The organism is Paenibacillus sp. oral taxon 786 str. D14 (assembly GCF_000159955.1).
Taxonomy (GTDB): Bacteria; Bacillota; Bacilli; order Paenibacillales; family Paenibacillaceae; genus Fontibacillus; species Fontibacillus phoenicis.
Genome location: NZ_GG695995.1, coordinates 28,860 through 42,851, shown reverse-complemented (window position 1 = coordinate 42,851; position 13,992 = coordinate 28,860). Strand labels below are relative to the sequence as shown.

The window sequence follows — 13,992 nt, the reverse complement described above, 5'->3', positions numbered from 1 at the left end:
CAAAGGCCCTGCTGCAGCAGGGCCTTTGCATGAGGTACTATTCAATTAAAAGATAAACGCTTTGGAAACAATGACCAGCAGGATGAAGAGAACCAGAATCGTCCCTGTGGAAGTCCAGAAACCACCATAACCTACGCCACCTACGCCATTTTCATATCCCGACATTGATTTTCCCTCCTTTTTAAATATAGAACATCATATTACAGTTCGTTAGCGAACGATCGGGACATTCGCGGAGAGAGGCAAAAATGGGTATACGTTCACCAGGTACCCATGCTGAATATGAGACGGCGGCTCTAGCCTAGCTCACGCCTAGTCAAGCCAATAGCCATTTGCATAAGATGAAACAAGTAGATTTAAAAGCAGGTGGTGTTCTTGGGAGGAAAAAAGAGGCGTCAATACCAAAGAATCCAAGAAAATGACCTATCCTCGGACGACTTGGCCATTATCGGCGCCGGGTTCACCGTGCTTGGGGATCTTTTCGATTTGCTCTCCCTGTTGAAGCTGAAGGAGGAAAAGGGGCAGAACGGCGGTGATACTGAGGAGACGCTGCTTGACGAGTTCATCTTGCACCAAAGCAAACCCGAAAATAAAAATAATAAGCGGAAATAAATAAAGGCGCCGGAGCCAGCTCCAGCGCCTTTGAGGTATTACCGGGACAACTTGGCTACCTTCAGCCTCCATCTCCGCCATTTCAAATATACGAGTACCAATAGTAACGCCCCCAGCCCAATAAAGAAAAACTTTAAATATTTCTCGACCAGGTCGATGGCAACTTGCCACTGTTCACCAAACACCAAGCCGATGCTTACAAAAACCGTGACCCAAAGTGCGGCTCCAGTGTAAGCATACAGGGCAAAGGTTCGAAAAGGAATGCGCATAATGCCTACAAAATAACCAAAAAACTGCCTTACACCCGGCACAAAGAAACTGATAAGCAGCATTCTATTGCCGTATTTCTCGTAGACCCGCCTCGTTTTGTCCAAATGTGAGGGCTTGACCATAATCCACTTGCCATAGCGTTCGATCAACGGCACACCGACCCGATGTCCGACGAAATAGGTAATCGTCACCCCGATCACCGCCCCAGCATATCCAGCGAAGAGTGCCGGCAGGAAACCTAGCACGCCTTTATATGCCAAATATCCCGTATAGGTCAGAGTCGTTTGACCCGGAGGCAGCGGCAGCGCGATAAAGTCGATGGGAAGTCCGAGCAGCAGAACAAAATAGCCGTAATGCTCAAACATCCTTTCAATCCAATCCAATACGTCCATCATCCAAATCTCCTTTAGCCATTGCAGGCGCTGCCCACGCCAATCAGTCCACTCTTTATGTTATCAGTATATACGGAGATTTTCCAATCTAAAAGGGACCGCGAACGGGGCGGTTCCCCGCCCCGGGTCCAGCCCTGTTCCTAGGTGGCAAAAGGAGAGACGTATCTTATCCGAACCGGCCGCTGATATAATCGTCTGTACGTTTCTCGGACGGATTGGTAAAGATTTTACTCGTATCGCCGTACTCAACCAGCTCCCCCATGAGGAAGAACGCCGTTTTTTCCGACACCCGAGCCGCCTGATGCATATTGTGCGTGACGATGATAATGCAGTATTCCTGCTTCAGCTCGGCGATCAGCTCTTCAATTTTGGCACTGGATACCGGGTCCAGGGCCGAGGCCGGTTCATCCATCAGGATGATGCTTGGATTGACCGCAATCGATCGGGCGATGCACAGTCTTTGCTGCTGGCCGCCGGACAGGGCCAAGGCGGAGCTGTGCAGTCGGTCCTTCGTTTCGTCCCAAAGGGCCGCTTTGGTGAGCGATTCCTCAACGATCTGATCCAGCTTCTTCTTGTCCCGAATCCCGTGGTAACGCGGTCCAAAAGCGATATTTTCATAGATGGACTTATGGAACGGGTTTGGCCGCTGCCATACCATGCCGATCTTTTGGCGCAGCAGCACGACATCGGTCTTCGGATCATTGATATTGTCGTCCCCGATCCAGATTTCCCCCGTGATCTTCGCCCCGCGGATCAAATCGTTCATCCGATTCAGGCTGCGCAGGAATGTGGACTTGCCGCAGCCCGAAGGGCCAATCAAGGCGGTTACCTGCCGGGAAGCGAAATCGAGCGATATATTTTTAACGGCTTGTTTCTCTCCGTAATAGACGCTTAAGTTTTTCGTAGATAGTTCAATATTTGACACTTGGCTTCGCCCTCCTATTTCGTCGCCGTAAATTTCTTGAGCATCACGCGTCCGAGCCAGCGAGCCAGCAAGTTAAACACCAGCACGGTCAAAATCAGGACGGCCGATGCACCGGCGGCAATTTCAGGCGCATCCGGCGCCAAGCCTTCGGAATTGATCTTCCAGATATGAACCGCCAGCGTCTCCGCCGGACGGAACGGATTCAGCGGGGACGTAGGGCTCAACGGATTCCAGTTGCTAAAGTCGAGCCGCGGACTGCTCATCCCGGCCGTAAACAACAGGGCAGCTGCTTCGCCGAACACGCGGCCCGCCGCCAGGATCGTTCCGGTCAGAATCACCGGCATGGCGATCGGCAGCATCACCGATTGGATCGTTTTCCATTTGGACAAGCCCAGCGCCAAGCTGGCTTCCTTTTGCGCCTGCGGCACGCTGGCTAACCCTTGCTCGGTAATCCGCACCATCAGCGGCAGGTTAAAGATCGTCAAAGCTAACGCCCCTGAGAACAGGGAGAAGCCAAAGCCAAACAGGTTCACGATCACGAGCAAACCAAACAAACCCACGACAATCGATGGAAAAGAGGACAATACCTCAACGATCAAACGGATAAAATCGGTGATTTTCCCCGGTTTAGCGTATTCGCTCATATAGACCCCCGCGCCGATACCGAGCGGAATCGTGATGATCATGGTCAAGACCAAGAGGAACAAGGAATTAAACAATTGCGGGCCGATCCCGCCACCTGCCTTAATCGTTTCAGGAGGTGACGTGAGAAAATCGAAACTGATATGACCCAGCCCCCGGACTAAAATAAAGCCGAGTAACCCCGCCATAATCAAGACAATTAAGCCAGCTAAAGTGATAATAACAACTGTTGCGATTTTGTCGACGGTTTTGGCGCTCATCGTTTTGCTCTCCTTTCCAGCCAACGCACGATAAAGACGAATACAAACGTCATCAGCATCAAGATTAGTGCCAGCGTCCAGAGGACGTTATTCTGCGTCGTGCCCATGACCGTATTCCCCATGCTCAGCGTAATGACGCTGGTCAAGGTCGAGGTGGATTCAAAGAGCGAGCGCGGGATATGCGGCGCGTTCCCGATAACCATCTGCACCGCCAGGGCTTCCCCGAAAGCCCGAGCCATGCCGAGTACAACCCCGGTCAGCAAGGACGGTAAGGTCGTCGGCAATACGGTACGTGACAAGGTTTGCCAGCGCGTAGCGCCAAGGGCGTAGGAACCTTCTTTCAAGCCGGGAGGCAGGGCAGACAGGGCGTCGGTGGCGATCGACGTGATCGTCGGCAATATCATGATCGACAGTACGGTCGCTCCCGCCAAGATCCCCAGACCTTGTCCCGGGAAAATATCCCTGTAAAAAGGTACGATGATACTAAGCCCCACAAAACCATACACGACCGAAGGTATCCCGGCCAGCAGCTCGATGACCGGCTGCAAATACTTCTTGCCGAACTTCGGCATAATTTCAACCATAAACAATGCTGCGCAAATGCCAAGCGGTGCTGCGATCAGCGCCGCCAGAATCGAAGTGCTGAACGAGCCCAAGATAAACGGCAGGGCGCCAAACATCGGCGGCTCCCCATCCGGCTTCCAGCTCGTGCTGCCGAAAATTTCACCTAGTGAGATTCCGTCTTGAACAAAAGTGCTTAACCCCTTGGTTGCTACGTAATAAACCATCGAGAAGATCGTAACCACCAGCAATACGATACAAAATGAAGCGTAAATTTTGCCGGTCCATTCCTCGACGATATGCGGTTGTATTTTTTTTCTTCCGCCGGACTGAGCCATGAAACCTCTCCCTTTAAGAACAGCACAGAAAGAGGCAGAACCGTCCGCCTCTTGCCGCACTGATATGATGTTATCGAATCTGCTGGTTATTTCTTCGTGATGTTGCCGTCAACATCGCGTTCCACTTGCATTTTGCTGATCGGAATATAGCCAAGCTCTACTACGTCGCCGTTGTCGCCTTGAACATCCGAGGAAACCATGTAGTCCAAGAAGGCTTTCACGACTTCGTTTGGCTCGCCTTTCGTATACATGTGCTCATAAGCCCATACCGGATAAGTTCCGTTTGCTACGTTTTCTTCCGTTGCGTCGACGCCTTCGTACTTCACAGCTTTGACCGTATCGTCAAGGTAGGACAAGGCCAGATATCCGATCGCCCCCGGCGTTTCTCCAACCAGTTTCTTTACCGTACCGGAGGAATCTTCTTGGATCGAACCTTGCAGGTCCTCCGTTTTCGTACCCAACGCGTATTTCTCAAATGTGGCGCGAGTCCCGGAGCTCGACGGACGGTTTACGATTTGAATCGCTTGGTCCGGACCGCCAAGATCTTTCCAATTTGTGATTTTACCCGTGAAAATTTGGACCAGTTGGTCTTTTGTCAAATTGTCGACAGTGATGTCCGGGTTAACGACAGCTGCCATCGCGACGACAGCAACTTGGTGGTCAACCAGTTCACCAGCTTGAGCCGCATCCAGCTTCTCTTCTGCGAAGACGTCGGAGTTCCCGATGTCCGCTTGGCCTCCGGAAACCTGCGTCAACCCGGTACCGCTTCCGCCGCCTTGAACTTGTATAGAAACATTTGGATTTTGATCCATAAATTTTTTCGAAACTTGGTCTACCAAAGGTTGTAAAGCCGAGGAACCTACAGCCAAGATCGACCCGGAAAGTTCCGATGTCGCTGCATTACCCCCGTTGCTCGCGGATGCATCATCCGCAGTGCTTCCGTTGGTGCCGGCCGTGTTGTTTGGTGCCGCGTTGTTTTGACCGCATGCTGCCAGCGCGAAGCTCAGCACCAAAGTCAAAATCAATAACATACTCTTTTTCATTGTTTAGGTTTCCCCCTTAATTGATTTACAGTTTGATTATAGAAAGCGAAGATCAATGCTGTGTTCTCGTTTTGTAAACTTTGTGTAAAATAAGAGGGCATCTTAGTCTTTAGGTTTATTCTATGCAAAAAATAAAAAAACACTCCCGCGCCGGCCGGCGAAGAGTGCTTGAGAAGTGAACTATTCCGTGACCCCTGTATTTTTGGACAGCAGGCCTTTGAGTTCTTTCATAAACATGTTGATATCTTTAAATTGACGATAAACCGAAGCAAACCGTACATATGCAACCTCGTCCACCGGATAGAGCTGCTCCATCACCAATTCGCCGATTTGCCGGCTCTCTACCTCGGCGTTCGCCGAGTGGCGCAAGGAACGTTCCACTTCGGATACGATGGATTCCAGCTGTTCGACGGAAACCGGACGTTTCTCGCAGGCTCGAATCAGACCTCGCAGCATTTTCTCCCGGCTGAATTCCTCGCGGCTTCCATCCTTTTTGATCACAATCAACGGCACTTCTTCCACCATTTCAAACGTTGTAAACCGCCGGTTGCATTTCTCGCATTCACGCCGGCGGCGGATCGAACGGTTCTCGTTCGCCGGTCTCGAATCAAGCACTTTGGTGCCTAAATAGTCGCAATAAGGACATTTCAAACTAGAACACCTCCCCTCTAAATGACGTCATCACGGCCTGTCTCACCGGATGGCAATAAATTACTGCAAATTCATGTGATTGAAATTCCTAGTCCGGCACATAATACTGTTACCAACCACAAGGAGGTGAACAAATCATGGCCCAAAATAATAACTCTTCGAACAACCTGGTGGTTAGACAAGCATCCGGAGCTTTGGATCAAATGAAATATGAAATCGCTCAGGAGCTTGGCATCTCTTTCCCACAAGACGGATATGCTGGTAACCTGACTTCTTACGAAAACGGTTCGATCGGTGGTTTCATCACGAAACGTCTGGTGACCCTGGCTGAACAACAGCTGGCAGGTCAATTCAAATAACCGATCAACTGAAGAGAGCATTGGCTGGCGTGAGGTCGGTCAATGCTTTCTTTTGTTATAACCTTAGGCCCCCTTAAAAATCATCATATATCTTTAAATATTGTTTGTAATAGTGGGATACCCGCTGGACGTAATGCCGGGTCTCGCCAAACGGAATATTTTGCACCGTCTCCAGTCGTCCGTCCCATCGCCCGCTCTTCAGCCAATTTTTCACATTGGTTGGTCCGGCATTATACGCTGCGATCATGGCGATGGTGTTACCGTCAAATTGCTGGGAGAGCGATCTCAGATACCAGGTGCCGATCTGGATATTCGTTTCCGTCTCGTTGCGGATGTCTTCCAGCGTTGTATTGGGCAACTTCGCTTTGGAAATCACCCACTCCGCCGTATCGGGCATAATCTGCATAATTCCGAGCGCGCCTTTCCGGGACTCCACGCCCGATTTGTAGTTCGTCTCCACCTTAATGATCGCTGCAACAATAAACGGATCCAGGCCGTTGTTCTTGGCATGCCGCCGGATTTCTTCTTTATAATAAATCGGGTAAAACAACGAAAGCCATGCCGAATTAAAAAAGATGAGGATGATGAAACCGATAAACAACAGAAGCAAGACTCTTTTTTTGCGAAGCCACCTCATCGTAGTCCCTGATCCCGCCAAAAGTCATCTATCTGCCGCTTCGTTTCCTCAAGTCCACCGCTGTTATCAATCAAAATATCCGCCCTCTCTTTCTTGATTTCGATATCCATCTGGGCGCTGATCCGCTGCTCGGCCGCCTCCTTCGATAACCCGTCCCTCAACATCAACCGGGTTAACTGTACCTCGCGGGGGACGTAGACAACCATAATTTGATCGTATAACGGATCAAGACCCGATTCATAAAGCAGCGGGATATCCGCCACCACCAATCTGTGAGGATCCGCTGCTTCCAGCTCTTCCATGCGCCGCTTCATTTCAGCGCGGATCGCCGGATGCGTTAGTGCCTCCAGCGCCTTGCGCTCCTCCGGATGCGAGAAGACGATCTCGCCTAGCTTCTTGCGATTCAGCGTTCCATCGGGGTGCAGCACGCCCGGGCCAAATCGTTCGCTAACGGCGGCCAATACCGGATGGCCCGGCTCCATAATCTCCCTGGCGATCACATCTGCATCGATGATGGCGGCCCCACGCTCGGCCAACAATCGGGAAACCGTGCTTTTCCCGGTCGCAATGCCTCCGGTCAGTCCGATGTTCATAACCCTATCCACCTCACACTCATAACTTGGAGCCTCGTTCTATCTCGTTAGCCGTTACTTGGCGCGTGCAGACCCGCTTGTCCGATAAGGCGGCTGACAATTCGGGCAAAAATGCGTGCCCCGCCCCCCTACAACGGTCTTCATCACCGGCTGTCCGCAGTTCAGACAAGGCTCACCTTGGCGGCCGTACATCCGCAAGGAATGTTGAAACATCCCCATTTCCCCTTGCCCGTTCACGTACGATTTGATGGAGGAGCCACCAGCTTCTACCGCTTCGGTTAACGTCTCAACGATGGCGGCATGAAGCTGCTCCAGCTGCCTCTTGGTCAGCTTGTCCGCCGGATATTCCGGGTGGATGCCTGCCCGAAACAATGCTTCATCTACATATATATTCCCCAAGCCAACGATGTATTCCTGGTTCAGCAAGGCTGGCTTGATTTTCGTGGTTCGCCGGGAAATTTTGTCCTGGAATGCTTGAAGGGTAAACGACTCCTCCAGCGGCTCCAATCCCAGCTTCACCAGCGGCTTGTTCGTAAACTCCTCCCCAGGAGCAAACAGATGCATCGTACCAAACTGGCGTACATCCTTGTAGCGGAGTTCCGTCCCGTCCGTAAACCGGAAAATGACATGGGTATGCTTCTCCACCTCTTCTCCGGGCTGATACAGCCCGTAACGCCCTTCCATCCGCAAATGGGAGACGAGCACCAGCCCATCCATGATAATCCGCAAAAATTTTCCGCGGCGGCCAATCTCTAAGATGGTATGGCCGGCAAGTTCGGCTTCAAACCGTCGGATATCATCCGGCCGTTGGATGATGCGCGGCAGAAACACATGAACACTTTGGATCGTCTTGCCCACGATCAATTGGGTTAAGGTCCGTCGGACCGTTTCCACCTCCGGCAATTCCGGCATATCCTCTCACCTCGATCTAAGTTGTTGTCATGCGCAGAGCTTACTTCGCTTCGTACCAATTTAATCCGCTGGATACTTCGGCTTTCAGCGGTACAGAGAGCTCCAACGCTTTCCCCATCGTCTCCGGAACCAGCTTGCTCATGAACTCCAGCTCCTCCGGCGGCACCTCAAACACCAATTCGTCATGCACCTGAAGCAGCATGCGGCTCTTTAATCCGTGCTTATGCAGTTCCTCATCCATGCGCACCATAGCCAGCTTGATGATATCCGCCGCTGTCCCCTGAATTGGCGTATTCATCGCCGTCCGTTCCGCGAAGGAACGCAGGTTGAAATTCGAGGCGTTGATCTCGGGCAGATAACGGCGGCGCTCCAGCAGCGTCTTAACATATCCGTCACGCTTAGCTGCCTTCACGATCTCATCCATGTAACGCCGAACCCCTTGGAAGGCATTAAAATATTGCTCAATAAAGCGAGCAGCCTCCTTCCGCGTGATGTTCAGGTTCTGGGACAGGCCGTAATCGCTGATCCCATAGACTATGCCAAAGTTGACCGCCTTCGCGGAACGTCGCATATTGGCGTCCACCTGATCCGGTCCTACGCCAAACACGTCCATGGCCGTCTTCGTGTGGATGTCCATATCGTGCAGGAACGCTTCCTGCAGCCCTGGATCCCCGGAAATATGCGCTAACACCCGAAGCTCGATTTGCGAGTAATCCGCGGACAGAATAAACCAGCCTTCCTCGGACGGCACAAACACCTTGCGGATTTTGCGGCCTTCCTCCAGCCGGATCGGGATATTCTGCAGGTTCGGATACTGGCTGCTCAAGCGTCCGGTGGCGGCAATCGTCTGCCGGAAATACGTATGCACTTTGCCCGTTTTCGGCGAAATCTCCTTCAGCAGCCCCTCGACATAGGTCGATTGCAGCTTGGCCAGCTGGCGGTATTCCAAAATAAACTGCACAATCTCATGGTAAGGCGCCAGCTTCTCCAGCACTTCCGCATCTGTGGAGTAGCCGGTTTTCGTCTTCTTGATGACCGGCAGGCCCAGCTTATCAAACAGAATTTCCCCTAACTGCTTCGTGGAATTGATATTAAACTCCTGGCCGGCGATCTCATAAATACGCGCAACCAGTTTATTGATTTGGGCTTCAAATTCCACGCCCAGCTCTTTCAAGGCTTCCTTGTTGACGGCAACGCCTTGCTTCTCCATGTCGGCCAAAATCCGAGATAACGGCATTTCCAGCTCATAAAATAACTTCTCCATCTCGTATTTCGCCAAATCCTCACGCTGCAAAGGCAGGATCCGCAGCAATGCATCCGCCTTGCGAGCCAGATGACGGCTCAATACATCCGGCTCCGGCACTTTGAATTTCGCGCCTTTGCCATAAACTTCATCGTCTCCGGGAACCTGCGGCAGCTGGTATTTCGCGGCCAGCCCGCTGATCGTCTGGTCGCTCTCCGTCGGATCAAGCAAATAGGCCGCCAGTTGCACGTCGTGCTCGGCTCCGGCAAAAGCAACGCCATGCCAGAACAGCACCAAATCCGCCCGGTGCAGATCATACCCGCGCTTCGGCACCTGCTCGTCCGCCAGCCAAGCGCGCACTTCCGCCGCAGCCTCCGATTGCAGCACGTCAAACGACAGGAAGTAGTGGCGGCTGGCCGTAGACAGCACCATGCCCATCATTTCGGCCTGATGCGGGTTCTCCCCGTGGGACTCCACGATGATTCCTTCGATGTTTGGCAAATCGGCCGTAAGCTCCTTAAGGTTGTCCAAGTCCACCGTGGTCACCTGGATGTCAACCTGCTCCGCGCGAGCCGCTTCGCCGGTTGCATTCTCGCCGCCGGCAAAGGACATCCGCTCCAGCAGCGACTTAAACTCCAGCTTGCGCAGCATCGGGACCGCGGTTTCCTCCGGAATGCCGTCAAACTTCATCTCCTCCCAGGAGCGTTCAATAGGAACCTCTCGGAAGATGGTTGCCAGCTGCTTGCTCATGCGGGCGTCCTCTGCGTGGTTCACCAGATTCTCCTTCATTTTGCCCTTCAATTCGTCGGTATGGGCCAACACTTCCTCAACGGAACCGTATTGATGCAACAATTTCAGGGCTGTCTTCTCTCCGATTCCCGGCACTCCCGGAATATTGTCGGACGTATCGCCCATCAGGCCCTTCAAATCGATGATTTGCAGCGGCTTCAGCCCATATTTCTCTTCAATTTGCTGCGGGCCGTAAGGCTCGACTTCACTGACACCCTTGCGCGTTAGCGCCACTTTAACCCGATCGCTGACGACCTGCAGCATATCCTTATCGCCGGTCACGACCAGCACTTCATGACCGGCCTCTTCCGCCCGTTTGCTCAAGGTGCCGATAATGTCGTCCGCTTCGTACCCGGACAGTTCAAACCAGGCGATACCAAAGCTCTCCAGCAGCTCGCGCATCAGCGGAAATTGCTCGGACAGCTCCGGCGGCGTTTTGTCGCGTCCTCCTTTATACTCCTGATAGCCTTCATGCCGGAACGTCACTTTGCCCGCATCAAAGGCAACCAGCATATGGGTAGGGCGCTCCTCTTGGATCAGGCGCAGCAGCATATTGGTGAAACCGTAAACGGCATTCGTATGCAACCCGCTGGAGTTCGTGAGCGGCGGCATCGCAAAAAATGCCCGGTAAATGATGCTGTTCCCATCTATAAGAATCAATTTTTCCATACGACACCTCGTCCACAGTATTCTACCTTATCTTATGATAACACAGGGGCCATCCCGATAACACCAAAGCCGTCCTTGGAAAAGAAAAACCGGTCGCAGCCTGCGTAATTTCGCCAGCTGCGACCGGTTGGACGCACGAAAAACTTCATTTCAAAGTTATTGGTTCAGGTCAGGACGATGCCCGGTCACCAGGTAAACGGCGCTTTCCCCGATATTGGTTGCATGGTCGGCGATTCGCTCGATGTATCGGCCCACCAGCGTCAGCAGCATCGCCTGCTGGAGGGATTCCGGGTTTTCGATCATAAACCCGTACAACTCTTGAATCATCTGGCTGTACAGGTGATCTACCTCGTCGTCATCCTTGGCCATTTTGTAAGCCAGATCGGTATTCTCATCCAAATACGATTGCAGCGATTCCCGCACCATCAGTATGACTAGCTCGGACATCTTCGGGATATCGATGAGCGGCTTGATTAACTGCTGGCCTTCCAGCCGCAGGGTGACCTTCGCGATATCGATCGCCAAGTCTCCCATCCGCTCCAAATCGCTGGAAATTTTAAACGCCACGATAATCCGCCGCAGGTCCTTGGCCACCGGCTGCTGAGTCACGATCAGGCGCGAGCCGAGGTCCATCACTTGCTCTTCCATCCGGTTCAGCTCGACATCGCGTTCAATGATGGTTTTCGCTTTGGCCGAGTCCAGAGCCTGCAGGGCGCTGATCGCCCCCGTCAAGGCATCCTCCACATGCTCGCCCATTTTTCTCAGCAGCTGCCGTAAATCCTCCAGATTCTGATCAAATTCCTTTCTTTGAATCATCTTGCTGCAGCCTCCTTGTTATCCGAAACGACCGGAAATGTAATCTTCAGTGCGTGGATCCTGCGGCGTGGAGAAGAGCTTCTGCGTATCGTCCGCCTCCACAATTTCTCCGTTCAGGAAAAAGACCGTCTTACCCGAGATGCGCGCCGCCTGATGCATGTTATGGGTGACCATAACGATCGTATAGCTATCTTTTAATTGCTGCACCAGCTCTTCAATTTTGAGGGTAGAGATCGGGTCCAGCGCTGAAGTGGCTTCATCCATTAGCAAAATATCCGGCTGCACAGCGATCGCCCGGGCGATGCAAAGCCGCTGCTGCTGTCCGCCGGACAGGCTCAGGGCCGACCGATTCAGGAAATCCTTCACCTCGTCCCACAACACGGCCTGGCGAAGGCTTCGTTCCACGATCTCGTCCAGCTCCGCTTTATTCTTGATGCCGTGTAACCGCGGGCCATAAGCCACATTGTCATAAATCGATTTCGGAAAAGGATTCGGCTGCTGAAACACCATCCCCACCCGTTTGCGCAAAGCCTCCACTTCAACATCGTCGCCGTAAATGTCGGTGTCGGCAATTTGGACAACCCCTTCGATCCGCGTGCCCGGAATCATATCGTTCATCCGGTTCAATGTGCGGAGAAGCGTCGATTTGCCGCAGCCGGAGGGGCCAATGAAAGCGGTGATTGCTTTTTCCGGAATATCCAGAGAAACGTCTTTTAACGCATGGAATCGGTCATAATATAAGTTTAATTTTTGAATCCGGATGATAGGTTTCATTGCAGTTCTCCTTCACCAAAATACGTCTAAGCCACCGGCCGCAGCCTCTAAGCCGTTACGGGCCGGGGAATGCCAAGCAAGCTTGAAGCACGGTACCCGCCTTCCCGCGAGCCCGTGCCAATTCTACATCGATTTAGCTAGTATACGCATATTCGCGAATTGTCTCATGTCAAACAATTGTATTCTATCGCACTTATGTAAAAGCACATGAGCTACATTGTAAACGTGGTGTAAAATTTTACGAAAGTGATGTTAAATGTTGTAACTCCCAGAGCACGGTTCTCGTTCGCTCGGCCGCCGTTTCCGATGAGCGGAACATCTCCTGGCTGCGCTGCTCTGCCGCCCGGGCGGACTCCACCAGCGCTTGGAACGTCCCGTCCGCGTTACCGACCCGTTCGTGGCTTTCCGCCATCTCCTCCGCTGTTGAGGAGACGGTGGCTGCCGTTTGCTGAATCAAGTGATTCACCACCCCTAACGTGTCGCCAATTTCCTCCGAGAATCGCTTGGTCTGCAGTGCAAGCTTACGAACCTCGGAGGCGACGACCGCAAACCCGCGCCCGTGCTCGCCGGCATGTGCCGCTTCGATTGAGGCGTTCATCGCCAGCATGCCGCTTTGGTCCGCGAGACTGCGGATATGATCCGCAACCGATGAGATCTGCTGCATCTGCTCCAGCAGCTTGGCCATTTGCTTCTCTTGGGAACGGGCCATCTCGAGCACGCGGGTAAACGACGCCTTCACGGCCTCCAGCTCTTGCCGCCCCTCCAACGATAAATCATTCATCCGCTCGGTCTCCTGCAAGCTTCGTTTTGCCGATTCCGCCACCGCTGCAATCGACTGCTCGATCTCTACGACCCGGTCGCGGCTGTCACGCACCGCCGCCTGCCTCGCTTCATCCGCCTCCCGCTGCAGCTCCCGGGACATCTGCATCAGATCCTGAATCGTCAGGATTCCGTAATATTTCCCTTGATCGGTTAAGATCAGACCATCGAAGAAGGAGGTTCCCTCCCTTCCCAACGCCAGATCCAGCAGTTCACCAGCAGGCGTATCACCTTCGCAAATCAAAGGTTGCTGCTCGGCAAACTGAAACGATGCGACTTCATAAAATAGATCAGCGGCAAACCGCCCCGCCAAATGGCGGAAAAACCGATCCCGCATCAGCAGCCCCAACGGTTTGTGATCCTCATCACAAATCACGATGCACGGAAGCTCAGGCTGCCTTTGAAACTCCCCCATCACCTGGCGACAGGGAACCTCCGGGCCAATAACCGGAACCTTGCGACAGAAGGAACGGGCTTCAACCGTTGTTAGCCCCCTACTTCCTGCACCTGCCCGCCCTCCATTCGAGCGATCCTCTTGCCTCACCAACGCCGCACGGTGAATCTCGCCTACTTCGCTGCTTGCTGTCCCGCTCCCTGTCTCTTGATCTGTCGAGCTTTCCAGCAGTGCTATGGCCTGTTTTCCCAACCTGCTTCACTCCCCCATATGTAAACGCTGCGTTCGATCTA

16 protein-coding genes are annotated in these 13,992 nt (G+C 52.8%); 2 read left to right on the top strand and 14 right to left on the bottom strand.

Annotated elements, in window-relative coordinates:
* Positions 1-45 precede the first annotated feature (45 nt).
* A complete protein-coding gene (locus POTG_RS24505) occupies positions 46-165 on the bottom strand; it encodes a sporulation protein YjcZ (RefSeq protein ID WP_198136240.1) in 120 nt (39 codons plus the stop codon).
* Positions 166-369: 204 nt separating this feature from the next.
* Between POTG_RS24505 and POTG_RS20600 the strand changes: the two genes are divergently transcribed.
* Positions 370-612, top strand: coding sequence for a hypothetical protein (locus POTG_RS20600; protein WP_442852594.1), 243 nt, complete (start codon positions 370-372; stop codon positions 610-612).
* 38 nt (positions 613-650) lie between these two features.
* On the opposite strand, the gene POTG_RS20595 is transcribed toward POTG_RS20600, so the two are convergent.
* The 6 genes from POTG_RS20595 to nrdR form a co-directional block, all read right to left on the bottom strand.
* The gene (locus tag POTG_RS20595) at positions 651-1,274 is read right to left on the bottom strand and encodes a DedA family protein (RefSeq protein ID WP_036646478.1); all 624 of its coding nucleotides are present in this window, start codon (positions 1,272-1,274) and stop codon (positions 651-653) included.
* Between the two features lie 166 nt (positions 1,275-1,440).
* Positions 1,441-2,199: a phosphate ABC transporter ATP-binding protein PstB gene (pstB, locus tag POTG_RS20590; protein WP_009226770.1), complete on the bottom strand. Its 759-nt coding sequence runs from the start codon at positions 2,197-2,199 to the stop codon at positions 1,441-1,443.
* A 14-nt stretch (positions 2,200-2,213) separates the two neighbouring features.
* Entirely contained in the window at positions 2,214-3,101 is an 888-nt protein-coding gene (gene pstA, locus POTG_RS20585) for a phosphate ABC transporter permease PstA (RefSeq protein WP_009226769.1), read from the bottom strand.
* Complete coding sequence (gene pstC / locus POTG_RS20580) at positions 3,098-4,000, bottom strand: phosphate ABC transporter permease subunit PstC (RefSeq protein WP_009226768.1); 903 nt, start codon at positions 3,998-4,000, stop codon at positions 3,098-3,100. The genes pstA and pstC overlap by 4 nt, the downstream gene beginning before the upstream one ends.
* An 86-nt stretch (positions 4,001-4,086) precedes the next feature.
* The gene (locus POTG_RS20575) at positions 4,087-5,043 is read right to left on the bottom strand and encodes a phosphate ABC transporter substrate-binding protein (protein WP_009226767.1); all 957 of its coding nucleotides are present in this window, start codon (positions 5,041-5,043) and stop codon (positions 4,087-4,089) included.
* A 180-nt stretch (positions 5,044-5,223) separates the two neighbouring features.
* Positions 5,224-5,694: a transcriptional regulator NrdR gene (gene nrdR, locus POTG_RS20570; protein ID WP_009226766.1), complete on the bottom strand. Its 471-nt coding sequence runs from the start codon at positions 5,692-5,694 to the stop codon at positions 5,224-5,226.
* A gap of 137 nt (positions 5,695-5,831) precedes the next feature.
* Between nrdR and POTG_RS20565 the strand changes: the two genes are divergently transcribed.
* Positions 5,832-6,053, top strand: coding sequence for an alpha/beta-type small acid-soluble spore protein (locus POTG_RS20565; protein ID WP_009226765.1), 222 nt, complete (start codon positions 5,832-5,834; stop codon positions 6,051-6,053).
* A 73-nt stretch (positions 6,054-6,126) separates the two neighbouring features.
* Here POTG_RS20565 and POTG_RS20560 read toward each other — a convergent pair whose 3' ends face one another.
* The 7 genes from POTG_RS20560 to POTG_RS20530 all read right to left on the bottom strand — a co-directional run bounded on the left by POTG_RS20560 (position 6,127) and on the right by POTG_RS20530 (position 13,951).
* The gene (locus tag POTG_RS20560; RefSeq protein WP_009226764.1) at positions 6,127-6,690 is read right to left on the bottom strand and encodes a lytic transglycosylase domain-containing protein; all 564 of its coding nucleotides are present in this window, start codon (positions 6,688-6,690) and stop codon (positions 6,127-6,129) included.
* Positions 6,687-7,283, bottom strand: a complete 597-nt coding sequence (coaE, locus tag POTG_RS20555) for a dephospho-CoA kinase (protein WP_009226763.1) — start codon at positions 7,281-7,283, stop codon at positions 6,687-6,689. Before coaE ends, POTG_RS20560 begins: the two co-directional genes overlap by 4 nt.
* A 54-nt stretch (positions 7,284-7,337) precedes the next feature.
* On the bottom strand, positions 7,338-8,195 hold the full coding sequence (gene mutM / locus POTG_RS20550; protein ID WP_009226762.1) for a DNA-formamidopyrimidine glycosylase: 858 nt from the start codon (positions 8,193-8,195) through the stop codon (positions 7,338-7,340).
* A 40-nt stretch (positions 8,196-8,235) separates the two neighbouring features.
* A complete protein-coding gene (gene polA / locus POTG_RS20545; protein ID WP_009226761.1) occupies positions 8,236-10,896 on the bottom strand; it encodes a DNA polymerase I in 2,661 nt (886 codons plus the stop codon).
* 156 nt (positions 10,897-11,052) lie between these two features.
* Positions 11,053-11,712 carry a phosphate signaling complex protein PhoU gene (phoU, locus tag POTG_RS20540; protein WP_009226760.1) on the bottom strand — a complete coding sequence of 220 codons (660 nt, stop codon included), beginning with the start codon at positions 11,710-11,712 and terminating at the stop codon, positions 11,053-11,055.
* An 18-nt stretch (positions 11,713-11,730) separates the two neighbouring features.
* Positions 11,731-12,486 (bottom strand): phosphate ABC transporter ATP-binding protein PstB, encoded by a 756-nt coding sequence (gene pstB, locus POTG_RS20535; RefSeq protein ID WP_009226759.1) that lies wholly within the window; start codon positions 12,484-12,486, stop codon positions 11,731-11,733.
* A 238-nt stretch (positions 12,487-12,724) separates the two neighbouring features.
* On the bottom strand, positions 12,725-13,951 hold the full coding sequence (locus tag POTG_RS20530) for a methyl-accepting chemotaxis protein (protein WP_009226758.1): 1,227 nt from the start codon (positions 13,949-13,951) through the stop codon (positions 12,725-12,727).
* Positions 13,952-13,992: the final 41 nt, after the last annotated feature.